Annotated in this window: 23 protein-coding genes and 1 pseudogene; 7 read left to right on the top strand and 17 right to left on the bottom strand. The window is 62.3% G+C overall.

All coding sequences use genetic code 11. The annotated features are described in order from the left end of the window. Nucleotides 1-2 precede the first annotated feature (2 nt). Both GGD57_RS23150 and GGD57_RS23145 read right to left on the bottom strand, forming a co-directional pair. Nucleotides 3-899 carry a DMT family transporter gene (locus tag GGD57_RS23150; protein ID WP_184472583.1) on the bottom strand — a complete coding sequence of 299 codons (897 nt, stop codon included), beginning with the start codon at nucleotides 897-899 and terminating at the stop codon, nucleotides 3-5. A gap of 72 nt (nucleotides 900-971) precedes the next feature. Next, the gene (locus GGD57_RS23145) at nucleotides 972-1,433 is read right to left on the bottom strand and encodes an Lrp/AsnC family transcriptional regulator (RefSeq protein ID WP_003573658.1); all 462 of its coding nucleotides are present in this window, start codon (nucleotides 1,431-1,433) and stop codon (nucleotides 972-974) included. A 157-nt stretch (nucleotides 1,434-1,590) separates the two neighbouring features. On the opposite strand from GGD57_RS23145, the gene ald reads away from it, so the two are divergent. After that, the gene (ald, locus tag GGD57_RS23140; RefSeq protein ID WP_184472582.1) at nucleotides 1,591-2,709 is read left to right on the top strand and encodes an alanine dehydrogenase; all 1,119 of its coding nucleotides are present in this window, start codon (nucleotides 1,591-1,593) and stop codon (nucleotides 2,707-2,709) included. A gap of 16 nt (nucleotides 2,710-2,725) precedes the next feature. Here the strand turns inward: ald and GGD57_RS23135 are convergent, their stop codons facing one another. Then, nucleotides 2,726-3,235 carry a DUF1203 domain-containing protein gene (locus tag GGD57_RS23135; RefSeq protein WP_184472581.1) on the bottom strand — a complete coding sequence of 170 codons (510 nt, stop codon included), beginning with the start codon at nucleotides 3,233-3,235 and terminating at the stop codon, nucleotides 2,726-2,728. On the opposite strand from GGD57_RS23135, the pseudogene GGD57_RS29545 reads away from it, so the two are divergent. Then, nucleotides 3,234-3,443 (top strand): annotated as a pseudogene (locus tag GGD57_RS29545) (hypothetical protein); the annotation flags it as partial. The gene GGD57_RS23135 and the pseudogene GGD57_RS29545 sit on opposite strands and share 2 nt — an antisense overlap. Before the next feature lie 33 nt (nucleotides 3,444-3,476). On the opposite strand, the gene GGD57_RS23130 reads toward GGD57_RS29545, so the two are convergent. The 4 genes from GGD57_RS23130 to GGD57_RS23115 are packed head-to-tail and all read right to left on the bottom strand — an operon-like array spanning nucleotide 3,477 to nucleotide 6,712. Then, nucleotides 3,477-4,037 (bottom strand): GNAT family N-acetyltransferase, encoded by a 561-nt coding sequence (locus tag GGD57_RS23130; protein WP_184472580.1) that lies wholly within the window; start codon nucleotides 4,035-4,037, stop codon nucleotides 3,477-3,479. Nucleotides 4,038-4,042: 5 nt separating this feature from the next. Beyond that, complete coding sequence (sseA, locus tag GGD57_RS23125) at nucleotides 4,043-4,912, bottom strand: 3-mercaptopyruvate sulfurtransferase (protein ID WP_184472579.1); 870 nt, start codon at nucleotides 4,910-4,912, stop codon at nucleotides 4,043-4,045. 18 nt (nucleotides 4,913-4,930) lie between these two features. Next, the gene (locus tag GGD57_RS23120; protein WP_184472578.1) at nucleotides 4,931-5,668 is read right to left on the bottom strand and encodes an alanyl-tRNA editing protein; all 738 of its coding nucleotides are present in this window, start codon (nucleotides 5,666-5,668) and stop codon (nucleotides 4,931-4,933) included. 6 nt (nucleotides 5,669-5,674) lie between these two features. Then, the gene (locus GGD57_RS23115) at nucleotides 5,675-6,712 is read right to left on the bottom strand and encodes a cysteine synthase A (protein ID WP_184472577.1); all 1,038 of its coding nucleotides are present in this window, start codon (nucleotides 6,710-6,712) and stop codon (nucleotides 5,675-5,677) included. A gap of 226 nt (nucleotides 6,713-6,938) precedes the next feature. Here GGD57_RS23115 and GGD57_RS23110 point away from each other — a divergent pair, with 226 nt between their 5' ends. Further along, a complete protein-coding gene (locus GGD57_RS23110) occupies nucleotides 6,939-7,595 on the top strand; it encodes a ChrR family anti-sigma-E factor (RefSeq protein WP_184472576.1) in 657 nt (218 codons plus the stop codon). Between the two features lie 100 nt (nucleotides 7,596-7,695). Beyond that, nucleotides 7,696-8,529: an SDR family NAD(P)-dependent oxidoreductase gene (locus GGD57_RS23105; protein ID WP_184472575.1), complete on the top strand. Its 834-nt coding sequence runs from the start codon at nucleotides 7,696-7,698 to the stop codon at nucleotides 8,527-8,529. Here the strand turns inward: GGD57_RS23105 and GGD57_RS23100 are convergent, their stop codons facing one another. The 3 genes from GGD57_RS23100 to GGD57_RS23090 all read right to left on the bottom strand — a co-directional run bounded on the left by GGD57_RS23100 (nucleotide 8,530) and on the right by GGD57_RS23090 (nucleotide 11,966). After that, nucleotides 8,530-9,789 (bottom strand): SAM-dependent methyltransferase, encoded by a 1,260-nt coding sequence (locus GGD57_RS23100; protein WP_184472574.1) that lies wholly within the window; start codon nucleotides 9,787-9,789, stop codon nucleotides 8,530-8,532. Nucleotides 9,790-10,023: 234 nt separating this feature from the next. Continuing rightward, the gene (locus tag GGD57_RS23095; RefSeq protein ID WP_184472573.1) at nucleotides 10,024-11,463 is read right to left on the bottom strand and encodes a cryptochrome/photolyase family protein; all 1,440 of its coding nucleotides are present in this window, start codon (nucleotides 11,461-11,463) and stop codon (nucleotides 10,024-10,026) included. Between the two features lie 176 nt (nucleotides 11,464-11,639). Beyond that, the gene (locus tag GGD57_RS23090; RefSeq protein WP_085736989.1) at nucleotides 11,640-11,966 is read right to left on the bottom strand and encodes a hypothetical protein; all 327 of its coding nucleotides are present in this window, start codon (nucleotides 11,964-11,966) and stop codon (nucleotides 11,640-11,642) included. A gap of 212 nt (nucleotides 11,967-12,178) precedes the next feature. Between GGD57_RS23090 and GGD57_RS23085 the strand changes: the two genes are divergently transcribed. Next, a complete protein-coding gene (locus tag GGD57_RS23085) occupies nucleotides 12,179-12,493 on the top strand; it encodes a hypothetical protein (protein ID WP_184472572.1) in 315 nt (104 codons plus the stop codon). Nucleotides 12,494-12,510: 17 nt separating this feature from the next. Here the strand turns inward: GGD57_RS23085 and GGD57_RS23080 are convergent, their stop codons facing one another. Further along, nucleotides 12,511-12,996, bottom strand: coding sequence for an Lrp/AsnC family transcriptional regulator (locus tag GGD57_RS23080; protein WP_184472639.1), 486 nt, complete (start codon nucleotides 12,994-12,996; stop codon nucleotides 12,511-12,513). A gap of 137 nt (nucleotides 12,997-13,133) precedes the next feature. Between GGD57_RS23080 and GGD57_RS23075 the strand changes: the two genes are divergently transcribed. Together GGD57_RS23075 and GGD57_RS23070 are read left to right on the top strand one after the other, a co-directional pair. Further along, on the top strand, nucleotides 13,134-13,553 hold the full coding sequence (locus GGD57_RS23075; RefSeq protein ID WP_184472571.1) for a DUF2000 domain-containing protein: 420 nt from the start codon (nucleotides 13,134-13,136) through the stop codon (nucleotides 13,551-13,553). Between the two features lie 124 nt (nucleotides 13,554-13,677). After that, on the top strand, nucleotides 13,678-14,355 hold the full coding sequence (locus GGD57_RS23070; protein WP_184472570.1) for an HAD family hydrolase: 678 nt from the start codon (nucleotides 13,678-13,680) through the stop codon (nucleotides 14,353-14,355). Nucleotides 14,356-14,388: 33 nt separating this feature from the next. Here the strand turns inward: GGD57_RS23070 and GGD57_RS23065 are convergent, their stop codons facing one another. The 6 genes from GGD57_RS23065 to GGD57_RS23040 form a co-directional block, all read right to left on the bottom strand. After that, complete coding sequence (locus GGD57_RS23065; RefSeq protein ID WP_184472569.1) at nucleotides 14,389-17,046, bottom strand: nitrate reductase; 2,658 nt, start codon at nucleotides 17,044-17,046, stop codon at nucleotides 14,389-14,391. Beyond that, nucleotides 17,046-17,390: a nitrite reductase small subunit NirD gene (gene nirD / locus GGD57_RS23060; RefSeq protein ID WP_184472568.1), complete on the bottom strand. Its 345-nt coding sequence runs from the start codon at nucleotides 17,388-17,390 to the stop codon at nucleotides 17,046-17,048. Before nirD ends, GGD57_RS23065 begins: the two co-directional genes overlap by 1 nt. Before the next feature lie 10 nt (nucleotides 17,391-17,400). Beyond that, complete coding sequence (gene nirB, locus GGD57_RS23055; RefSeq protein WP_184472567.1) at nucleotides 17,401-19,851, bottom strand: nitrite reductase large subunit NirB; 2,451 nt, start codon at nucleotides 19,849-19,851, stop codon at nucleotides 17,401-17,403. A gap of 17 nt (nucleotides 19,852-19,868) precedes the next feature. Then, nucleotides 19,869-21,110, bottom strand: coding sequence for an MFS transporter (locus tag GGD57_RS23050; protein WP_184472566.1), 1,242 nt, complete (start codon nucleotides 21,108-21,110; stop codon nucleotides 19,869-19,871). Nucleotides 21,111-21,544: 434 nt separating this feature from the next. Continuing rightward, complete coding sequence (locus GGD57_RS23045; RefSeq protein WP_184472565.1) at nucleotides 21,545-22,825, bottom strand: ABC transporter substrate-binding protein; 1,281 nt, start codon at nucleotides 22,823-22,825, stop codon at nucleotides 21,545-21,547. A 34-nt stretch (nucleotides 22,826-22,859) separates the two neighbouring features. Then, on the bottom strand, nucleotides 22,860-23,447 hold the full coding sequence (locus tag GGD57_RS23040; protein WP_064838202.1) for an ANTAR domain-containing response regulator: 588 nt from the start codon (nucleotides 23,445-23,447) through the stop codon (nucleotides 22,860-22,862). Nucleotides 23,448-23,814: the final 367 nt, after the last annotated feature.

Here is a 23,814-nt window from a genome sequence, read left to right as displayed (position 1 = left end):
GCCTATTCGACGCGCAGTACTCCAGCGGCGGACGCCCTGCGTCCCACCACATGTTCACGCCAGACGGTGAAGATGCCGGCCCCGACCACGATGACCGAGCCAACGATCATGTTGAAGCTCAGCGTTTCTCCGTAGATCGTCACGCCGATGATCGAGGCATAGACAAGCGACAGATAGGTCAGCGGCTGGACGGCGGCGGCATCGAGAATATCGTAGGCGCGGATCAGGAAATAATGGCTGGAAATGCTGGTCATGCAGACGAGCGCCATCCAGCCCCAGTCGCCCGGCGACATCCAGCTCCAGTAGAATGGCCCGATCAGCGTCATCGTCACGCCGCCGACGACGCCGGTATAAAAGAAGCTCGTCATCGACGAATCGTCGCGGCTGACGAGGCGGGTGGCGATGACGTAGAAGGCGAAGTTGAAGCAGGAGGCGACGGCGATAAGCAGCTTCACATCGAAAAATTCGCCTTCCGGCTTCAGGATCAGCAGTACCCCGAAAAGTCCGGCGCCGATCGCCGCCCACCGCCGCCACCCGACCCGCTCGCCGAGGATCGGCATCGCCAGCAGTGCGATCAGGATCGGCGTCGCGGAAAAAATCGCCTGTGAACGGGCAAGGCCGATCACGGCAAAACAGGTGATGGCCAGAACCACCTGGACCGCAAGCAGTACGCCGCGCGTCACCTGCAGGAAGGGGCGTTTGGTGCGGGCCGTCGCCTTGAGGCCGCCGCGCATCTTCGAGGCGAGGACGATGGTGAAAAGCGCGAAAGCCCAGTAGCGGATCATCGTCACGAAGATCGGCGGATAGGCGGATGCCAGGTGTTTGGAGATGGCGTCCTGCAGCGAAAAGATGGTGAGCGCCAGCAGGGCGAAAATATAGCCTGGGGTTTTCGATGTCATGATTTGCCAATGAGCGGGAAACGCCCGCGCGCATGAAAAGTCTGGGCAGGCTTTCGGCAAATATGCAAGGCCTCAAAGCCCGACATTCGGCTTGTCGATGATTTCTCTGAGCGCGAAGCTCGAATTGATTTTGACGACATGGGGCAGGGCCGAAAGCCAGTCGCGGTGGATCCGCTCGTAATCTTCGAGATCGCGGGCGGCGACCCTCAGAATATAGTCGTATTCGCCCGACATCAGATAACAGACGAGCACGTTGGGGCAGAGCTTCACCGCCGCCTCGAATTCCGCCAGCGTCTTGGCAAACTGGCCGGAGAGCGAGATATGCACGATAGCGATCATCTTGTAGTCGAGCGCCTTGTGCGAAAGCCGCGCATGGTAGCCGTCGATGACGCCGCTTCTTTCCAGGATGTCGAGCCGGCGCGAACAGGCCGAAGGCGACAGTCCGATCCTCTCGGCAAGCTCGGCATTGGTGATCCGGGCATTGGCCTGCAATGCCTTGAGAATCGCAAGATCGATGGTATCGAGATCGGCCATTCGAAGAACCTTCGAAGAAAGTGGAAAAGAACACAATAATCGCCGAAAAATCGCCTCTCGGCAAATCGTCTTTGCAAGGACATTTCGCGGCCTTGGTGGTTGGATTCATCCTCTGAGGAGATCCCGCGATTGCGGAGATGACAGGAGAGGAACGCCCATGCGTGTCGGTTGCCCGAAGGAAATCAAGAATCATGAATATCGCGTCGGTCTGACGCCGGCTTCGGTGCGCGAATATGTCGCCCACGGCCACGAAGTCTGGGTGGAGACCAAGGCGGGCGCCGGCATCGGCGCCGATGACGCCGCCTATGCCGCGGCTGGCGCGAAGATCGCCGCCTCCGCGAGGGATATTTTCGAAAAGTGCGACATGATCGTCAAGGTGAAGGAGCCGCAGCCTTCCGAATGGGCGCAGCTTCGCGACGGTCAGCTACTCTACACCTATCTGCATCTGGCGCCCGATCCCGAACAGACCAAGGGGCTGATCGCCTCCGGTGTTACCGCGATCGCCTATGAAACGGTGACCGACGAGCGCGGCGGCCTGCCGCTGCTGGCGCCGATGTCCGAAGTCGCCGGCCGCCTGTCGATCCAGGCGGGAGCAACCGCCCTGCAGAAGGCCAATGGCGGCCTCGGTATCCTGCTCGGCGGCGTGCCGGGTGTGCTCCCGGCCAAGGTCACCGTGATCGGCGGCGGTGTCGTCGGCCTGCACGCGGCCCGGATGGCTGCCGGTCTCGGCGCCGATGTCAGCATCCTCGACAGGTCGCTGCCGCGCCTGCGCCAGCTCGACGATATTTTCGCTGGCCGCATCCACACCCGCTATTCCAGCATCCAGGCGCTGGAGGAGGAGGTCTTCTCGGCCGATCTGATTATCGGCGCCGTGCTGATCCCCGGTGCCGCGGCACCCAAGCTCGTCACCCGCGAGATGCTGTCCGGCATGAAGAAGGGCGCCGTCATCGTCGACGTCGCCATCGACCAGGGCGGCTGCTTCGAGACCTCACATGCGACCACCCATTCCGATCCGACCTACGAGGTCGATGGCGTGGTGCATTACTGCGTCGCCAACATGCCGGGCGCAGTCCCCGTCACCTCGGCGCATGCGCTGAACAATGCGACGCTGGTCCACGGTCTGGCGCTTGCTGACCGAGGCCTGCGCGCCATTGCCGAAGACAAGCATCTGAGGAACGGCCTCAACGTGCACAAGGGCCGCATCACCAACAAGCCGGTCGCCGAGGCACTCGGCTATGAGGCCTTCGCACCGGAAAGCGTGCTGAACGTAGCGTAAGCTTCCTGACTCTAGGTCAACCAAAGGCGCCGGTCTCCACAGAGGCCGGCGCTTTTACCTTGTTGATCCGGCACTGAAAGCAGTTGTTGCGCGCCGAGCGCACATGCACATAGGCGATGTCAGGCCGCGCCAGCAGCTTTTCCCCATAGGATGCAATATCGCCGATGAGGGTTACGGCACCGGTGCCATAGACGATGCGGTTGTCCTCGTTGTAGCCTCGGACGATGAAATCGGGGCTCATCGCCAGCACCGGCGGCTGGATCTCCTCGGCGGCGTAGCGCCGGCAGGGCTGTTTGTGCAGGAAAATCGGCCCGGTCTCGGCATAGGGCTGCAGCGCCGGGAAGGGCCGGTAGGCGAAAACCAAGAACTCCTCGCCCTCTTCGATATTCTGCAGGCAATGGCGGCAAGGATTGCCGTCGCCGTCTGATATCATCGTCTCGGGCAGGTTGTCATAGGCATCACGGCCACCGTTCCAGAGGGCTTCGGCATCGGCGGTCGGCATGGCGGCAAAACGAATGGCGGTCATGGAAATCTCCTTTGTGATCGCCATGAAATTGCACCCGAGCCTCCGCTCAAGCCACCCGTTTCTTGCGCCTGAGAGAAGCGAAGCTATTCTTCGTGAGACGCTGCACGGCGAAAGGAGGGAGGTGGCGGAACTGAAGGAGCAGTCGGGCCGCACGCTCGATTTCGAGCGCCACAATGATCCGCGCCGCCCAAGCAGCCTGACGCAGCGCTCGCCGCCTCTTGCTGCGTCGGGAAAGAACCCGTCAGCTTTTCCGCGCCAGCTCCAGCAACTCCTTGTCGCTCAGCGGCCGGACGATGCCGGTGCCAGTGGATACCGGAGAGAAGCCATACATCTGGTAGAGCTGCAGCGCGCGCGGGTGGTCGAGATTGTTCGTCGTGGTGGTGACCCGCTTCGGGTTGAGTGACCAGATGGCGTAGAGCGCCTGCAGCAGGAACCATTTGCCGATGCCGAGGCCGAGCGCGTGTTCGATCAGGCCGAAATGGCTGAGCTCGATCGTATCCTCGTCCTCGCAGAAATATTCGTAGAAGCCGGCAGGCGCGCCGTTGACATAGAGGACGCTGATATTGTTGCGCTTGTCGTTCAGCGTCCCCGCAAGCTGCTCATCGCTCATGCGCAGCCGGTCCACCCATTGCCAGCGCGCGCCCACCTGCCGGTAGAGGTAGCGGTAGAAGGGCAGCGGGATCTCAGGCGTGCGCATGATCGCCGTCTGAATATTGACGGGCACCGGCATGCTCGCCTTCGGCGGCGCCGTCATTTCCAGCCGAGTGATGTGGGCTTTGAGCGAAGCGGGCGTCTTTCCCATGGCGATCAGGCTTTAACAGGCGTCGGCGGGCCGGTGACGATGGGCGTATCCTCACGGCTGCCCCATTCGCTCCATGAGCCGTCATAGAGCTTGTTGTCGTGATGGCCGAGCGATTCCAGCGCCAGCGTGATGATCGCGGCTGTTATGCCTGAGCCGCAGGAGGTGACGACGGGCTTCGAAAGATCGATGCCGGCATCCTCGATCGTCCGGCGGAGTTCGGGCAGCGATTTGAACCGGCCCTGATTGGCGAAGACGCCGGAGGGCAGGCTGCGGGCGCCGGGCATATGGCCCGAGCGCATGCCGGCGCGCGGTTCGGGTTCGGCGGCGGCGAAGCGGCCGGCGCTGCGGGCGTCGGCGATCTGCATCGCGCCACTCGAAACGATGTCGCGCATGCGGTCGAGCGTCACCACGCGGCTCTCGTCGAAGTCAGGCGTGAAGGTCGCCGGCGCAAAGTTGGGTGCTGTGGTTTCGAGCGGGCGGCCTTCGGCCCTCCAGCCGTCGAGTCCCCCGTCGAGCACGAAGACATTCTTTGCCCCCATTACCCGGAACAGCCACCAGACGCGCGGCGAGGCGAACAGGCCGATGCCGTCATAGACGACGATGCGGTCGTTCTCGCTGATGCCGAGCTTGCCGACCTCAGCGGCGAAATAATCGGGCGAGGGGATCGTGTGGGGCAGCGAGGTCGAATGGTCGGCGATCTTGTCCTGGTCGAAACGGATGGCGCCGGGAATATGGCCGGCGGCATATTCGGCGTCGGCATCGCGCTTCTGCGCCGGCAGATAGAAGGAGGCATCCAGTACGCGCAGATCCGGTTTCCCGAGCTCGGCCTGCAGCCAATCGGCCGAGACGACGAAACGGCTCTTGGTCTCACTCATTATGCTCTCCCTTGATGGTCAGGCTTCGTCGCCGGGCGTACCGAATCGGATGCGGAAGCGCCGATTTTCTTTGCCCTTCTTTTCGATCTTGGCGATATGGATCTGGCCGACTTCCTGTGTCTCCGAGACATGTGTGCCGCCGCAGGGCTGGCTGTCAATCGAGGAGTTCTCGCCGATGCAGACTAGGCTGACGCGCCCGAGCCCGATCGGCGGGCGCACGTTCTTCGATTTGACGATATCGGGATTGGCCGCAAGCTCGTCGTCGGTAATCCATTGCAGATAGACCGGATGATTCTCTGCGACCAGTTCCATCAGCCTGGCCGTTACCGCGTCCTTGTCGATCGTCTCGGTCATGTCGAAATCGACGCGGCTTTCCTCCTCGCCGACGGCAGCCCCGGTGATCGGATAGGAGCAGACGACGGACAGCAGGTGGCAGGCCGTGTGCATGCGCATCAGCCTGTAGCGGCGCTGCCAGTCGACATGCAGCACCAGCTTTTCGCCGACATCGGGCCGCGGCTCGTTTTCGAGCGGCACATGGATGACGATATCCTTGCTCGGGCCGTGCTTCGTCTGGCCGAGCGCGATTTTGGTGCCGTCGGCCCGTTCAAGCGCTCCGGTATCGCCCGGCTGGCCGCCTGATGTCGCATAGAAACAGGTCTGGTCCAGTTCGATGCCCCCGTCTTCGTGAACGGCGGTGACGATCGCCTCGCATGTCGAGAGATAGAAGTCGTCACGATAGAGGGCATTGACGGGCATGGGGTCTCACGCGGGTTCGTAGGGAACGTCTATCTCGGACGATTTGGCCATCCAGCCCGGAACGGGCAGTCCCTTCGAGGTCAGGAAATCCGGATTGAAGAGCTTCGACTGATAGCGGTTGCCGTAGTCGCAGAGGATCGTCACCACCGTGTGACCGGGGCCGAGATCCCGGGCGAGTTTGACCGCACCGGCAATGTTGATCGCCGTCGAGCCGCCGAGGCACAGGCCTTCGTTTTCGACGAGGTCGAAAAGATAGGGAAGCGCCTCGGCATCGGAGACCCGATAGGAGAAATCAGGCGTGAAACCTTCGAGATTGGCGGTGATGCGGCCCTGGCCGATGCCCTCGGTGATCGAGGATCCCTCGGATTTCAACGTGCCGTTCTGGTAGAATTCATAAAGGGCGGCGCCGTCGGGATCGGTGATGCCGATCTTGACGTCCGCATTGAAAGCCTTGAGGCCGGCGGCGACACCGGCCAGCGTCCCGCCGGAGCCGACGGAGCAGATGAAGCCGTCGACCTTGCCGTCGGTATCCCTCCAGATTTCCCGAGCGGTCGTTTCGATGTGCGCCTGGCGGTTGGCGACGTTGTCGAACTGGTTTGCCCAGATCGCCCCGTTCGGCTCGGTCTTCGCCAGCTGCTCGGCAAGCCGCCCGGAGACCTTCACATAATTGTTCGGGTTCTTGTAGGGAACGGCGGGCACTTCGACGAGTTCGGCGCCGAGCAGTTTCAGCGCGTCCTTCTTTTCCTGGCTCTGCGTTTCCGGGATGACGATGACGGTGCGGTAGCCGAGCGCCTTGGCGACCAGGGTCAGCCCGATGCCGGTATTGCCGGCCGTGCCTTCGACGATGACGCCGCCGGGCCGAAGCAGGCCCTTCCGCTCCGCGTCGCGGATGATGTAGAGCGCGGCGCGATCCTTCACCGACTGGCCGGGGTTCAGGAACTCCGCCTTGCCGAGAATGGTGCAGCCGGTCGCAGCCGAAGCGCCCTTGAGTTTGATCAGGGGCGTGTTGCCGATGGCTTCGAGGACGGAAGGGTGGAAGGTCATGGAATCTGCCTCTATTCGAACTCTTACTTTAGGAACGGTCTTTTCCCTTCACAAGGCTGAGTTGGCAAGAAATGCTATTCCACGCCTCTGTCGGACACGATAAAATTTGGCCTTCTCCCCCGAAATGACGCATGGCTGACGATCCCGCCCTTGGTGGGGGTGATCCGAAGATTGACTTTCCCCGTACGGATGACGACAAAGCGAAAACGGAGCGCGGCAACGGGGCGTGACCGAAATCGACATGGTTCACGAGCAGATCGACACGATCGATGCATTGATGGCGCATTATGTCGCCGGCTCCTTGCCCGAGCCGGCGCGTGTGCTGGTGCGGTCCCATCTCGAAATGAAACCGGATAATCGCAGCCTGGTGAACAGCCTCGAATTGCTCGCCGGGGAGGCGCTCGAAAGCGCGCCTGTAGCCGCCATTGCCGACCGCGACCGGCGGCTTGCGGCGATCTTTTCCTCCGCCTCTCCGATCTCGGCGCCGGCGGCCAGGCGGCGGGTAAACACGCTGTTCCCCCAGGCGTTGCGCGATCTTGTCGGCTTCGAAGCCGAGGATGTGCCCTGGCGCACGCGGTTGCCGGGCTTCAAGGAATATTGCCTCGACATGGACGGCTGCGAGGTCAACCTGATGTGGATCCGCCCGGGCCGGGCCTTGCCGGCGCATACCCACAAGGGCATGGAACTGATCCTCATCCTCGACGGCGCCTTCAACGATGAACGCGGCCGTTTCGGCCCCGGCGACATCTCCATTGCCGACGAGACGGTCGACCACCGGCCGGTCGCCGAGAAGGACAGGCCTTGCATCGCCTTTGCCGTTTCGGACGGGCCGGTCAGGCTGACGGGATCCTTTCGTCAGATGATCGGCGATCTGATCGGCTGAAAGCAGCCACAATGGTGTGATAGGACCATAAATCCGGGAGGAGCAGAGAAACTTCCGGACCTGTTTTCGTGTTGGCAAGGCAGAGCAGGAGGAACATGTCATGCATGATTTCATCGCCCGTCCCGAACATGGAGTCGTCTGGATCACCGGGGCAAGCTCGGGTATCGGCCGGGCGCTTGCGCTGAAGCTCGCGGCCGAAGGATACAAGGTCGCGGTTACCGCCAGAAGTCACGAAAAGCTGGTCGAATTGCAGGCCGAGGCCCGCGGACTTTCCGGCAGCATCGTCGTTCTCGACGGCGACGTCACCGATGCCGAGGACATGGAACATGTCATGGCCTCCATCGAATACGAACACGGCACTCTCGCCATGGCGATCCTCAATGCCGGCGTCTATCTGCCTGTTCAGGCCGAAGAGCTGAACCGCGCCGATTTCGACAAAAGCTTCGCCGTCAATCTTTCCGGCGTCGTCAACTGCCTGCTGCCGGCGATCGGCCATATGAAGGCGAAAGGGCAGGGGCAGATCGCCATCGTCTCCTGCGCCACCGGTTATGGCGGCCTGCCGACGGGTGCAGCCTATGGCGCCACCAAGGCGGCGCTGATCAACATGGCCGAAAGCCTGAAATTCGATCTCGACAAGATCGGCATCCGCATCCAGCTCGTCAGCCCGGGGTTCGTCGATACGCCGGCGGCTGGCAAGAACGCCTTTCCGATGACGGCAGTGGTATCGGTCGAGGAGGCGGCCCGGCAGATTGCCGCCGGGCTGAAATCGCAGGCCTTCGAGATCAGCTTCCCCCGGCGTTTCACCACCATGCTGAAACTCGCGCGACTGCTTCCCTATGGCGCTTATTTCCCGCTGATGAGCCGCGTCACCGGCTGGCGCGAGCGGCCGCCATCGGCCGGTCACCATCCGGCGACACCGCATCCGGCGGAATGATCAGCGGCGCGAGAATACGACCTGGCGCACATCGATATTGCGGGCGCGGAAGCCGGCTTCGCAATAGAACAGATAGAATTCCCAGAGCCGTTTGAAACGCTCGTCGAAGCCCATCGGGCGGATGCGTTCCCAGACCGACCAGAAGCGCTCGCGCCATTCGGCCAGCGTCCGGGCATAGTCGAGCCCGAAGCTGAAGTCTCTGACCAGTGACAAATCGACCTTGCCGGCGAGTTCGGCCAGGTGATTGCGCGTCGGCAGCATGCCGCCGGGAAAGACATATTTCTGGATGAAGTCGGGATTGCTGCGATACTGGTCGAAGGACTCGGGTTTGATCGTGATGATCTGCAGGCCGGCCTTGCCGCCGGGTTTCAGGCATTGCCGGAGCTTGGAGAAATAGGACGGCCAGTATTTCTCGCCGACCGCTTCGAACATTTCGATCGAGACGATCCGGTCGTAGAGCCCGGTCTCGTCGCGGTAATCCTGGAAACGGAATTCGACGCGATCGTCGAGACCGGCCTTGTGGATGCGCTCCTGCGCAAATGCAAGCTGTTCGCGGCTGATTGTCAGGCCCGTCACCTTGCAGTTCAATTCGCCGGCGGCGAATTCGGCAAAACCGCCCCAGCCGCAGCCGATTTCCAGCACGTGATCCCCGGGCCCGATGCCGGTCGCTTCGGCGAGCGCGCGATATTTGGCGTTCTGCGCCGATTGCAGGTCGTTGGCCCCTGTGGAGTAGAGAGCTGAGGAATAGGTCATGCTCGGATCGAGCCATTGCCTGTAGAAATCATTGCCGAGATCGTAATGGGCCGAGATGTTGCGCTTCGAGCCCGTCATGGTATTGGCGTTCATCCAGTGGCGCACACGCTCGAAGAGGCGGCCGATACCGCTTTTGCCATGCGCATAGCTGAACGCGGCCTCGCCGTTGACGAGGAAGAGTTCGAGGAAGGCGGTGGTATCGGGACTGTCCCAGTCGCCGTCCATATAGGTCTCGGCGACCCCGATCGTGCCGCTCGTCAGCGCCCGATAGGCAAGGTTCCAGTTGTGCAGGCTGAGCGCCGCCTTTGGCCCGGCCTTCTGGCCCTCGACCAGCAGCCTGCGGCCATCGGGGAGAGTAACGGCGAGCGAACCGTGCTGCATGTGCAGAAGCCCGCGCAGCGCCAGCTTTGCCTTGAAGGGCAGGCCCTTCACCATGCGGGACATGTTTTCGGCCGTCAGCGTCACCGCATCGCGAGCCAGCAAATTCCAGTCCTGCGCCTTGCTCATCTCTCCTCCTCCAACATTCTTGCCGGTTAGGGACGACGAAGCACCTGATAATACACACGGCCCCCCGGCCATTACATCGAAGGCTACTGCATTATTGCTCAAATCGGAACCGATTTAAGATAAGACTATAGAAGCAGTTCAATGTGTTTCGGCGTCTTTGCGCGGATGAAAAGACCGGACCCGCCGAAGCCGATAACGGGTCTGGCGCGGTGCGGGCCGAAATGCATTCACAGGCTATCCCATTGCCTTGTAGGCGGCGAGCGCCCGGTTGCGCGCATTCGCATGGTCGACGATCGGTTTCGGATAGGTTTGGCCAAGCGTGATGCCGGCCTCGTCGAGCATGCTCTTCGGCGCCTCGAACGGCCGGTGGATGTATTTCGCCCCGAGTTCTCGAAGCTCCGGCACATGCGCTTTGACATAGTCGCCTTCGGGATCGAAGGTCTGGCCCTGCAGCACCGGGTTGAAGATCCGGAAGAACGGTGAGGCATCGGCGCCCGAACCCGCCACCCATTGCCAGCTTGCCGCATTGTTGGCGGGATCGGCATCGACTAGCGTATCGCGAAACCAGGCTTCGCCCCGGCGCCAGTCGATCATCAGATCCTTGATGAGGAAGGAGGCGACGATCATCCGCACGCGATTGTGCATCCAGCCGTGGCGCCAGAGTTGGCGCATGCCGGCATCGACGATCGGATAGCCGGTCACACCCCGGCGCCAAGCCTCGAAATCGTCATCGCCATTGCGCCATTCGAAGCCATCGAAACGAGCGTTCCAATTGTCCGAAGCGAGACGCGGGAAATGGAACAGCAGGTGATAGGAGAATTCGCGCCAGGCGATCTCCTTGCGGAAATGCACGATGTCGGCCGTCGGCACCCGTTTCGACAGACCGCGCGTCGCGTCCCAGATGCGGGCAGGGGAGATCTCGCCAAGCGCCAGATGCGGCGACAGCATCGATGTCGCCGGCTTCGCCGGATAGTCGCGGTTTTCCTTATAGCCGTCGAGTCTGTCTTCGACGAAGGAACGGAGCTTTTCCCGCGCGCCTTGTTCGCCCGGCGTCCAGAGGTCACCAAAATCCTTTGCCCAGTCCGGCTTCGTCGGCAGCAGTTTCCAGCTCTCCAGCCTTTCCGATTTCGCAAGCTGCGCTGCCAGCCGCAGTTTTAGCGGCGCCTCCAGCGGCGGCTCCGGTTCGCCGGCGCCCTCCAGCGCGCGCCAGAACGGCGTATAGACGCGATAGGGGGTGCCGCTGCCGGTCATCAGCCGGGAGGGTTCGTGCAGCAACTGGCCGCCGAAGCTTCTCACCTCGATCGCCTGCTTTTCCAATTCGCGGCTGATACGGATGTCGATGGCAGCGCCGGATGGATCGTAACGCCGGTTCCAGAAAACGGCTTCGGCGCCGCTCTCCCGGATGAGGGCGTCAAGCACCTCGAGCGCCTCGCCGCTGGCAAGCATCAGCCGTCCTTGCCGCTTGCGGAGCGACCCGTCGAGCGCTTCCAGCGAATGATGCAGCCACCACGCCTGCGCCGCACCGAGCGCACCGGTGTGTGCCGCGGGCTCTTTGATATAGAGAGGGATGATCGGCCGCCCGGAGAGAGCGGCTGCCTTGAGCGCCTGGTTGTCATCAAGGCGCAAATCCTTGCGAAACCACAGAATGACCGGTTTTGCCGCGTCCTTTGCCAATGAGACCGTTCCCTGCTGTTCTTTCAGGCTGCTACGGATGGACGCAAAGTCCGGATCAAAAGTTTCGTCCGGGGAAAACGTTTCATCGCCTGCTACATGAAAAAGGCCGGCGTGAACCGGCCTTTTTCAAGCGTGGCGCACTTTTGCGCGACATGCTTTGAAGCGAAGACTGCCTGTCAGTTGTCGTATTCGCGGCAGGCTTCGCTGATCGAGGCGCCGCTTTCGCCGCCGCGTGTGTCGACGCCCGATCTCTGCTGCGGCATGCCAGGGCATTCCATCGTCTGCGGTTGACCGATGCTCTGTGTCGTCATCGGATCGACCGGAGCGACGCGCACCGGATACATGCCGTTGTCACTGTTGGTGTAATCGGATGAATAGTTACCCGAACTCGGATCGGTCGAGCCGCCGTTGGTAGGCCCGATCGGATCGGGGTTCGACTGGGCAAAGGCCGACGATGCCATGCCGATCGCCAGCAGCGAAGCGGCGATAAGGGATTTGGTCATGAGGATATCCTCCTTTGATTTTCACATTGGATGACCCTGGTGTAACCGCCTGCGGGAATCATTGTTCCGAAAGTTGTAGAAAAACTGCCGGTACGATGCGGCGTTGTCGCCATGGTTACGCATAAACCTTAACCGCCGAAGCCGCTGGATCACGGCTGCCGCCTGCCTTAGTGGCGTGGTGAAGCGCTAAAAATCAGCAGCATGAGGCCGCTATGTTCGTTTCCCCGCGCGAGGCCGCAGATCTCGTCCTCCAGATTGCCCTTGCACTCGCCCTGACGGCAGGCGGGATGGCGATCGCGTCCTCCGCCATGGGCGGCGAGAAGGCCGGTATAGCAGCGATCGACGTCAGCCGCCCCTCGTTGTGGCCAGCCGTTCCGACCCGCGTCGACCCGACGACGCAGGCCTATCTGCGCGCCGACGTTGCCGCCGAGCTGGAACTCGCCGGCGGCCGCGATGCACCGTGCCACGACCAGATCGGCCTGCGCCTCGCCTGCGATCTGATCGCCACCGGCAGCACAGCTTTTTAGATGACGGTCTCAGCGCGTCAGCGCGAGCGGCCGGTGGCCGATAGCGGCACGGGCAGGATCGTCGACGCCTTGATGTCCTTCAGTACGAACATCGTATGCATCTCCTTGATGCCGGGCAGGCGGCGGATCACCGTCATGGCAAATTCCGCATAGTTGTCGAGATCGGTTGCGACCACCTGCAGCAGGAAGTCGGCTTCGCCGGCGACGGAATAACAGGCGATGACCGCCTCCAGTTCTCCGACCTCGCGCTCGAAACGCTCGGCCTCGTCATGGGAATGCGTATCGATCTGCACGCGCACGAAGGCGAGGACGCCGAGGCCGACGGCGCGTCGATCGACGAGCGCCTGATAGCCGCGGATGACGCCGGCTTCCTCCAGCCGTTTCACTCTGCGCCAGCAGGGCGAAGTCGACATTCCCACGCGTTCCGCCAGCTCCTGGTTGGTCAGCCGCCCCTCGCTCTGCAGCGCCTTCAATATGCGGATATCTCCCGGCTCGAATTCCATCATCGGCAAGTCCTTTCGAATTTTATCAATGAAAGGGTAGATCCTACCAAAATCGCGGGCGGGACGACAGGAATAGGCAGGATATTTCCCTGGCCTTCGATAGGGTGAGGAGATCGAACCAGGAAGGGAGACGAGGGATGACGGGTGAGGACTGGCGTGTCGCGGTGATCGTCGAGCCGGGGCTGCCGGCCGGCGAACTTGCCAATACAGTTGCCGTGCTGTCGATCGGGCTCGGCGCTGCGGCCCCCGCGCTTGCCGGTGCGCGGCTGAGCGATCAGGCAGGCCGGATATTTCATGTCAGCGCCAACAAGCCGGTTCCGGTGCTGCAGGCGGCAGCCGCGGATCTGAGATCGCTGTTACTGAAGGCATTGCCGGCGCCCGACGGAGCCCTGGTCGTGCCGTTCCCGCGTTTTGCCCGCGCCCTGCACGTCTATGCCGATTACCAGGCTTCGATGCCGGGACGCGACCTGTCTTCGGAACCCATCGACGGCGTCGGGCTCGCCGGTCCGACGAAGTGGATCCGCTCGCTGACGGGCTCGCTGAAGCTGCTGCGCTGATGCATGTCGCCAATTGGAGACATGACGGGTATCTCCCGGCGAGAGCTTGCAAAAGCCAATCATTTGCCGTTTGATCCATCGATAGCGGCAACCATCCGAGACTCTTCCTCAAAAGGATCCGCCTTTGTTCCTGCCGATGCTCCGCGGCTTCGAGAAGCCTTATGCCGCCTTCCTGTTCGATATGGACGGCACCATCCTCAATTCGATCCGTGCCGCCGAGCGTGTATGGAGCGACTGGGCAAAGCGTCAAGGGCTCGATGTCGCCGCCTTTTTGCCGAAGATGCATGGATCGCGCGGCGTCGACACCATCGCCCGGCTGAACCTGCCGGGCGTCGACCCGGAACATGAGGCCAGGCTGGTAACCGAGGCTGAAATCGCCGATGTCGGCGATGTCGTAGCCATTCCGGGTGCTGCAGCATTCCTGAGTACGCTGCCGCCGGATCGCTGGGCGATCGTCACCTCTTCGCCGCTGCGTCTTGCCCATCGGCGGCTGGAGGCGGCAGGCCTGCCGCTGCCGAAATTCATGGTGACGGCGGAGGATGTGAAGGTCGGAAAACCCGATCCGCAATGTTATATTCTGGGCGCCGAACGGCTCGGCGTCGGCACGCGGGATTGCCTGGTATTCGAGGATGTCGCTGCCGGCATCACCGCTGGTGAGGCGGCCGGCGCCGATGTCATGGTCGTCACGGCAACCCATCACCAGAAGATGGAAACCTCGCATCCGACCCTCTCATCCTATGACGAGATTTCGGTCCGCATCTCCGCCGACCGCAGAATGCTGATCGTCCCCGCCGCGGCCTGACATCGGCCGTCGGCGGTTGCTTGCTTTGCGTATTCACTCGGCGGCGGCTGCCAGACAGCGATCGATGATCCTGCCGATTTCGCTGCGGCAGGAGCCGCAATTGGTTCCGGCACTCGTTTCCTTGCCGACCGCCTCGACGCTGTGGCATCCGCCGCGCACGGCGGCAGCGATCTGATTGACCCCGACACTGAAGCAGGAACAGACGGTGGCGCCCGGATCCGGCCTTCCGGCGCCGGGACGCCCGGCGACGAGCGCAAAGCGTTTCCTGAGATCGCCATGCGAGGTGGTAAGCTGCGAGATCGCCCAGTTGCGCGCGACGGCAACCGGCTCGCGGGCGAGGAACAGTGCGGCGAGCAGGGTCTCGCCGTCGAAAAAGGCGAGCCTCAGGTCGCCGGATTGCCGGTCGGCATAACCGAGCGGCTCGACCTCGTCCGGAATGGCGAAAACCGCACGGCACCAGGCGGTCCAGTCTTCGACCGCCTCGGTGAAGGCAAGCTCCAGCCGCCAGCCGCCATCGGCTTTCGCCAGCGCCCAGTAGCCGGCGTCGGGCGTAGCAGGTTTTACGGCAGAGACGGCGAAGCCGTAATGCGTGGCGCGGAAGGAGCGAATGGCGACGGCGACGTTCTTCGAGGCGGGCTGACCGGAAAAGGGGTCGGTGATCGGCGCGACTACCGCATCGATCCGCGCCTTTGCCGCGAACTGGTCGTTCCAGTGCATCGGCGCGAAGATGCCGCCGCGCGCCTGGCGATCGGTCACCAGCGCCCGGACGATCGCCTTGCCGTGAGGGCTGTCGATCTCGACGAGACCCGCGCTCGAGATGCCGGTCTCGATCGCATCGCGCGGATGGATTTCCGCAAAGGGTTCGGCGATATGGGCGGAAAGCCGGGCGCTCTTTCCCGTCCGCGTCATCGTGTGCCACTGGTCGCGGATGCGTCCGGTATTCAGCGTGAAGGGGAAGTCGGCATTGGTGCGGTTGGTTTCGGGCGGCTCGACCGCGACGAAGCGTGCCTTGCCGTCGGCATGGTAGAAACCGCCATCGGCGAAGAAGCGGGTGACGCCGGGTTCTGTCCCTGCCGCTTGCGGCCACTGAAACGGCGAGAGCGCGTCATAGGCGTCACCGGTCATGCCGGCGCGGGCGCCGATGTCGAAATCGCGGCTGCCGTTATTTTCGAAAGCGGAAAGGGCGGCGTGTTCGGCGAAGATTTCCGCCGGCGTGTCGAAATCGAAAGCGGCGGCAAAGCCCATGCGGCGTCCGACCTCCGCAAGCTGCCACCAGTCGGCCCTTGCATCGCCAGGGAGCCCGAGAAATGGCCGCTGTCTGGAAATGCGCCGTTCGGAATTGGTGACGGTGCCGTCTTTTTCGCCCCAGCCGAGCGAGGGCAGAAGCACCTCGGCGTGCCGGGCCGTATCCGTCTCTTTGAGGATGTCCGAGACGACGACGAAAGGACAGGCCGCGATCGCGCTTTCGACGCTGTCGGCATCCGGCATCGAGACGACGGGATTGGTGGCCATGATCCAGAGCGCCTTGATGCGGCCGTCGGCCACGGCGCGGAACATGTCGACCGCCTTCAGGCCGGGTTTTGCGGCGATGACGGGCGATTCCCAGAAGCGCTGCACGCGATCGCGATCATCAGGGTTCTCGATCGCCATATGGGCGGCGAGCATATTGGCGAGACCGCCGACCTCGCGCCCGCCCATGGCGTTCGGCTGGCCGGTCAGCGAGAACGGCCCCATGCCCGGACGGCCGATGCGGCCGGTCGCCAGATGACAGTTGAGGATGGCATTGACCTTGTCGGTGCCGGAGGAGGATTGATTGACGCCCTGGCTGTAGCAGGTCACGACTTTCTCGGTCGTCTCGAACAGCCGGAAGAATTCCCGGATTTGCATGGCCGGCAGGCCGGTCCGCTCCAGGAGATCGTTGATATCGAGTGCTGCGGCGGCCGCAAAGGCGCCGGCGAAACCTTCGGTGTGCGAGGCGATATAATTCTGGTCGATCGCCGGGCTTGTCGCGAGATGAGCAAGCAGTCCCATGAACAGCGCCACGTCGCCGTCCGGGCGGATTGCCAGATGCAGGTCGGCGATGTCGCATGTCATCGTCCGGCGCGGGTCGATGACGACGATCCGCATGTTGGGCCGCGCTGCCTTTGCGGCAGCCAGCCGCTGGTAGATGACGGGATGGCACCAGGCGAGGTTGGAGCCTGTGAGCACCACGAGGTCGGCGAGTTCGATATCCTCATAGGTTCCGGGCACCGTATCGGCGCCGAAGGCGCGGCGATGACCGGCGACCGACGAGGACATGCAGAGCCTCGAATTGGTGTCGATATTGGCCGAGCCGATGAAACCCTTCATCAGCTTGTTGGCGATGTAATAGTCTTCGGTCAGCAACTGGCCTGAGACGTAGAAGGCAACGGCGTCAGGCCCGTGTTCGGCGATCGTTTCGGAAAAGCGCCGGGCGACGAGATCGAGCGCCTCGTCCCAGCCGCTGCGTGCGCCTGCGATTTCCGGATAGAGAAGCCGGCCGTCGAGATCGATCGTTTCGGCCAGCGCCGAACCCTTCGAGCAGAGCCGCCCGAAATTCGACGGATGCTCCGGGTCACCCTTGACGCTGACGGCGCCTGCCTCGTCGACTGTCGCGATGACACCGCAGCCGACGCCGCAATAGGGGCAGGTGGTCTTGACCTCAGCCGCCATTATTCAGCCGCCATCAGGAGGCTTTCGAGGGCGATGAACAGGGCGCCGTCGTCGTTGCGAACCGGTATGGTCCGCACCTCGCCCTGGTCGGCGCCGAGCGCCTTGCCGGTTTCGAGAGAGATCACCCAGTTGTGCAGCGGGCAGGTCACGGCTTTGGCATGCACGATACCCTGGGAGAGCGGCCCGCCCTTGTGCGGGCAGTGATCCTCGATGGCGAAGACCTCGTTTTCGGCGGTGCGGAAGACGGCGATCTTGCCCTGCGGCGTCTTCACGCAGCGTGCACCACGTAAGGGAATGTCGGAGATGTCGCCGATCGGATGCCAGTTTTCGTTGGGCCAGGTCATATCAATCTCCTTACTCGGCTGCCTGCGGATAGCCGATCGTCGCCATCGGTTTGAACTCATGCTTGTCCTTGCCGGAGACACGCTCCGACCAGGGATCGACCTGGGCAAATTTCTGGCTGAAGACGAAGCGCTCGTAATAGGCCGTGCGCTTCTCGGCATCACCCATGATCTGGCGGCGGATTTCCTCCAGGCCGACGCGCTTGGCCCATTTGTAGATGCGCTCGAGATAGCGGGCCTGCTCGCGGTACATTTGCGTCAGCGCCACGATATGCTCCAGCGCCTCGTCCTCGGTCTTCACCAGGCCGAGCACCTCGGTGCCCTTGATGTCGAGACCGGCGGCACCGGCGAAATGGATCTCGAAACCGGAATCCACGCAGATCACGCCGATATCCTTGCAGGTTGCTTCCGCGCAGTTGCGCGGGCAGCCGGACACGGCGAGTTTCAGCTTGGCCGGCGTCCAGGAGCCCCACATGAATTTCTCGATGCGAATGCCGAGACCGGTGGAATCCTGCGTGCCGAAGCGGCACCAGTCCGAGCCGACGCAGGTCTTCACCGTGCGCAGGCCCTTGGCATAGGCCTGGCCGGAGACGAAGCCGGCCTTGCCGAGATCGGCCCAGACGGCGGGCAGATCTTCCTTCTCGATGCCGAGCAGGTCGATACGCTGGCCGCCGGTCACCTTGACCATCGGGATCTCGAACTTATCGACGACATCGGCGATGGCGCGCAGCTCGTTCGAATTGGTGACGCCGCCCCACATGCGCGGCACGACCGAATAGGTGCCGTCCTTCTGGATATTGGCGTGGACGCGCTCATTGATGAAACGCGACTGATAATCGTCGGCATATTCGTCCGGCCAGTCGCAGACCAGGTAATAGTTGAGCGCCGGCCGACACTTGGCGCAGCCGCAGGAGGTTTTCCATTCGAGTTCCTGCATGACGGCAGGGATGCTCTTCAGGCCCTTGGCCTTGATCAGGCGGCGAACATCGTCATGGCCAAGCTCGGTGCAGGTGCACATCGGCTGCACGGCGGCCGGATTGTAGCTGTCGCCGAGCGTCAGCGCCATGAGTTGCTCGACGAGACCGGTGCAGGAGCCGCACGAGGCGGATGCCTTCGTATGGGCGCGCACGTCGTCGAGCGACGTCAGCCCCTTCGACGTGATCGTCGAGGTGATTTTACCCTTGCATACGCCGTTGCAGCCACAGATCTCCGCGTCATCCGGCAAGGCTGCAACGGCCGCCATAGGGTCCAGCGGCGACCCTCCCTGATAGGCCTGTCCGAAGATCAGCGTCTCGCGCATCTCCGAAATATCGGTCGCTTTCTTTTTCAGGTCGTTGAACCAGGCGCCATCGGCGGTTTCGCCGTAAAGCACGGTGCCGATGATCTTGTTGTCCTTCAGCACCAGACGCTTGTAGACGCCGGCGCTGGCATCGCGCAGCACGATCTCCTCGCGATCGTCGCCGTCGGCGAAATCGCCGAGCGAATAGAGTTCGATGCCGGTGACCTTGAGTTTGGTCGGCGTGTCGGCGTGAACGAAAGCCGGCGTGCGATCGTCGCTAAGATGTGCTGCGGCGATCCGGGCCATTTCATAGAGCGGCGCAACGAGGCCGTAGACCATGCCGCCCACCTCGGCGCATTCGCCGAGCGCGAAGATATCGCCGTCCGAGGTCTGCATGCCGGCATCGACGACGATGCCGCGATTGACCGCCAGGCCTGCGTCCTTCGCCAGGCCGACACTCGGACGTATGCCGACGGCCATCACGACGAGGGTTGCCGGGATGATGCGGCCGTCGTCGAGCTCGATGCCCTCGACCTTGCCGTTGCCGATAATCGCTTTGGTATTGGCCTTGCAGATGACCTTGATGCCGCGTTCCTCGACCGCCTTCTGCAGGAGATAACCGGCGGCAGGATCGAGCTGGCGCTCCATCAGCGTCGGCATGACGTGCAGGACGGTGACGTCCATGCCGCGCTGGGCAAGACCGGCCGCCGCTTCCAGACCGAGCAGGCCGCCGCCGATGACGACAGCCTTTTCGCGCGACTGGGCGGCAAGCAGCATGGCCTGCACGTCGTCGAGATCGCGATAGGTGATGACGCCGGGCAGATCCTTGCCGGGAACCGGGATGATGAAGGGCACCGAACCGGTTGCGATCACCAGCTTGTCGTAGCTTTCGGTGACGCCGTGGTCTGACGTGACGGTCTTGGCTTCACGATCGATGTTGACGATCTTGTGGCCCTTGTAGAGCATGATGCCGTGTTTGATATACCAGCCGTCACCGTGAATGATGATCTGCTCGTAGTCCTTCTCGCCCGAGAGAACCGGCGACAGCATGATGCGGTCGTAATTGACGCGCGGCTCGGCATTGAAGATCGTGACTTCATAGCGTCCGGGCGCCCGCTCGAAGAGGTGCTCCAGCATGCGCCCGGGCGCCATGCCATTGCCGATGATGACGAGTTTTTCGGTCATATTTGAAGGTCCTTGGATCAGGTTGCAGCCACGGGCGTCGAGTGGCCCTGGCGCGACAGTTGCTTTACGGACAGGTGCATCCAGACGAGCGAGATCGCGACGATCGCGAAAAGCAGCAGGAAGCAGCTGGACCAAAGGCCGGTCATGTCCTTGAGAAGGCCGAAGGCGATCGGCAGGATGAAGCCGCCGAGACCGCCCATCATCCCGACGATGCCGCCGACGGCGCCGACGCTTTCGGGATAGTAGGCCGGTATGTGCTTGAAGACGGCTGCCTTGCCGAGGCTCATGAAGAAGCCAAGCACGAAGATGACGACGATAAAGATGACAGGCGTAATTGTCGTAGCCGGCAGAGACAGGATGAGGGTGGCCACCGCGGAGACGGCCAGCATCGCATACATCACGCTGCGCGCGCCCTTCTTGTCCGACAGCACGCCGCCGAAGGCCCGGAAGATGCTGCCCGGGATGGAGTAGGCGGCTGCGACCATGCCGGCGGTTTCCAGGTTGAAACCGTAGACGCCGACCAGATAGCGCGGCAGCCACAGCGACAGGGCGACGAAGCCTCCGAAGGCGAAGAAATAGTAGAGCGAGAAGCGCCAGACCTGGATATTCTGCAGCGGCGCGAATTCCTGGGCGAGGCTCTTGGAGGCGACGCCGCGCTCGCGGCGAAGGCGGAAGGCCGGATCATCTGTCGTGGTGAACCAGAAGACGATGGCCATCAGCGCCAGACAGACGGCCCAGATTTCGGCAACCGCCTGCCAGCCCCAGGCGAGCAGAACGAAGGGGGCGGCGAATTTGGTCACGGCCGCGCCGACATTGCCGGCGCCGAAGATACCAAGTGCGGTTCCCTGCTTCTCCGCCGGGAAGAAAGGCGAGACATAGGCGACGCCGACTGCAAACGAGCCGCCGGCAAGCCCGACGCCGAGGCCGGCGATCAGCATCTGCGTATAGGTATGGGCGTAGGACAGCAGAAAGGTCGCCACTGCGGCGGCAAGCATCGTCAGCGTGTAAACGAGACGGCCGCCATAACGTCCCGTCCAGATGCCGAGCACGATGCGCACGAGCGAACCTGTGAGAACCGGGGTGCCGACCAGCAAGCCGAACTCGGCCTCATTCAGGTTGAGCTCCTGCTTGATGCGGATGCCGATGATCGCAAAGATCGTCCAGACGGCGAAACAGAGGGTGAAGGCGACCGTGGAGATCCACAGTGCTTTGGCTGGTTCGCCGGCGGACATGGGCGGCACTTTCTCGATGACAGACATGGCTTCTCCGTGGCCCGACAAGGTCGCGCCGATCCATCGCTGGGGGTTAAAAACAAAAAGCCGCTGGTCAGGCTGCGCATGCACGAGGTGCGCGAAATATCCTGATCAGCGGCTTTGCTGGGGGCGCCCGCCGTTGGACGCCGAATTCATGTCACTGAGACCTGCGTCTTCGATCCGAAGCCGGATGTCTCTGCCTTCTGCGAGCGCCTATCGCGCGCTCGTTCTGCGCTGATCGCCGTTGATCGGTGCACTAATAGCCTTGCAAGCTGTGTGCCAGTTTGGCTTAATTTGTTTAAGTTATTGAATATGAAGTATATTTTTAGAAATTCGCAGCCTGCTTGTTTTTCGACCTGCCAAAAAACGTGCAAATATTTTGTGCTGATTTCGTGAGGTGAACGCGGATCGTTGCTGGCGTTTTGGGCAGGCCGGTATGATCAGACGTCGTCGCCCGAGGCAAAGGGCAGGGCGCTTCTGACGGCGAAGCCTGCAATATACTCCGGCAGCCGCGTCGGATCGAAGACGTGGCCATCCATGAAGCGGTCGCCCTCGTCACTGCCCTCGATGCGGATATCGGCATCCTCGGGTGCGCTGGCGTCACCGAGCGCCGCGCGATAGAGATCCGGCCGGTACGCGCAGGCAGCGGCCCGCGCCTTGTTGAGGCTGGCTTCGGCCTGTCCCCAGCGGATCATCTGGCTGTAGATCCACAGCGCATGGCTTGGCCTGGGATAGTTGGCGAAGCCGGAATGAAACTTGAAATAATCGGCAATGATGCGCCGGTTGCCGCTGCCATCGAGGCTGAATTCGCCAGCAAGCACGCGGCGAATGATGTCGACAGGGGCGGCGATGTAGCGGGGATCGGCGAGGGCGGCGGCCAGCGCGTCGTGATTGTCAGGCAGGTCGCACCAGCGGGCTGCTGCGTCCAGCGCTAGGATCAGCCGGGAAACGGTCTCCGGATGGCTTTCCGCCCAATCCGGCCGCATGCCGATCACCTTTTCCGGGGCCGACGGCCAGATATCCTGTTTGGCGGCGACGATCCGGCCGAGGCCACGCTCCGAAGCGACCATGTTCCATGGCGCGCCGACGCAAAAACCGTCGATCGCCCCGGCCGCCAGTGCGTCCGACGTCATCGGCGGCGGTACGACGACGAGCCTGACGTCCTGGTCGGGATCGATGCCGCCGGCCGCCAGCCAGTAGCGGAATTCGTAATTATGCGATGAGAAGGGATAGGTGACCCCGAAGGTCGGCAGCGGCTCGCCGCGCGCCTTCATCGAAGCGATCGTTTTTGAAAGGGCATGGGCGTTATCCAGCGCGCTTGCCGTTTCCGGCAATCCGGCCTCATTGCGCATCCGTTCGAAGAGCCGCGTCGATAGGGTGATCGCATTGCCGCCGCGCCCCAGCGAAAACGGCGTGATCGTCGGCGAAGGATTGGAGCCGAGACCGAGCATGGAGGCGACCGGCATCGGCGACAGCATGTGGGCGACATCGAACTGGCGGAATGCCAGGCGGTCGCGCACATTCGCCCAGGAGACGTCCTTGACGAGATCGAGCGTCAGGCCTTCCTTCTCAGCGAAGCCGAATTCGGCCGCTGCGATCAGCACCGATGCGTCGACGAGCGGAATGAAGCCGGCGCGCAGCACTTTCGGCCCTTCGTTGTTGATAAACGCGGGCAGGGGCAGCCTGCCCTGGGAACTGGCGGTGTTCGTCATCATATCCACTCCGGTTTCCTCCGGAAATTGAGGAGGCCCGCCGTCACATCAAAAGTCCCGCGGCGGTGACAACGCTCTGGGCGATTTCCGACATCTTCTTTTTTTCGTTCATCGCCGTCTGGCGCAACAGGGCGAAGGCCTCTTCCTCGGACAGTCCGCGCATCTTCATGAGTATGCCCTTGGCGCGCTCGATGAGCTTGCGTTCCTCGAGCGCCGAGCGGGCATCGGCAAGTTCCCGCCGCAGCCGGCTGAAGGCGTTGAAGCGGCTGACGGCCATGTCGAGGATCGGTTTGACCCGTTCCTTCTTCAATCCGTCGACGATATAGGCCGAGACGCCGGCATCGACCGCAGCCTCGATCGAGGCTGTGTCGGAGCGATCGACGAACATGGCGATCGGCCGGCTGACCGTGCGCGTCAGCTGGAACAGATGCTCCATCATGTCGCGGTTGGGGTTTTCGATATCGATGATGATTACATCGGGCATCAGTGTTTCGATGGTTCGCGCGATGCCGTTGACCTCATGCACCACGGTGACGCGCGCATGCCCTGCCTCGCGCAGCCCTTCTTCGATGATCGAGGCGCGAATGGCATTTTCGTCGATGACCAGAATCGTCAGATCGAGATGCGTCATTGCTATATTCATGACGCACTGCAGCAATTTTGGCAAGCGCGCCCGCCTGAAAAGTGTGCATAAATGGATATGCACAAAAAATGATCAAACTGCCGCTTTCGGGCGCAGTATAGTCATACGCATTCTAAGCCCATCCAAGGCTGACGTCGATACTGTCGTCTTTTCATGAGGCTGCTTCCGGAAGTAGTCGGTCGAGACGGTGGAGGCTGCCTGAGCGAGGGCGGTAGTTGCACCTGCTTTTGACCCTTTCATTGTGCGCCGGCGGGAAAAAATAATGCGGCGACGGGCCGGAAATCGAAAGAGCATGCCTTCGGTTATCGTGATATATAACTTAAGTAAAATCCTGGGATGGGAAGCTGTTACCGTG

The organism is Rhizobium esperanzae, assembly GCF_014197615.1.
GTDB lineage: Bacteria > Pseudomonadota > Alphaproteobacteria > Rhizobiales > Rhizobiaceae > Rhizobium > Rhizobium esperanzae_A.
This window is presented reverse-complemented; position numbering and strand designations above follow the sequence as displayed.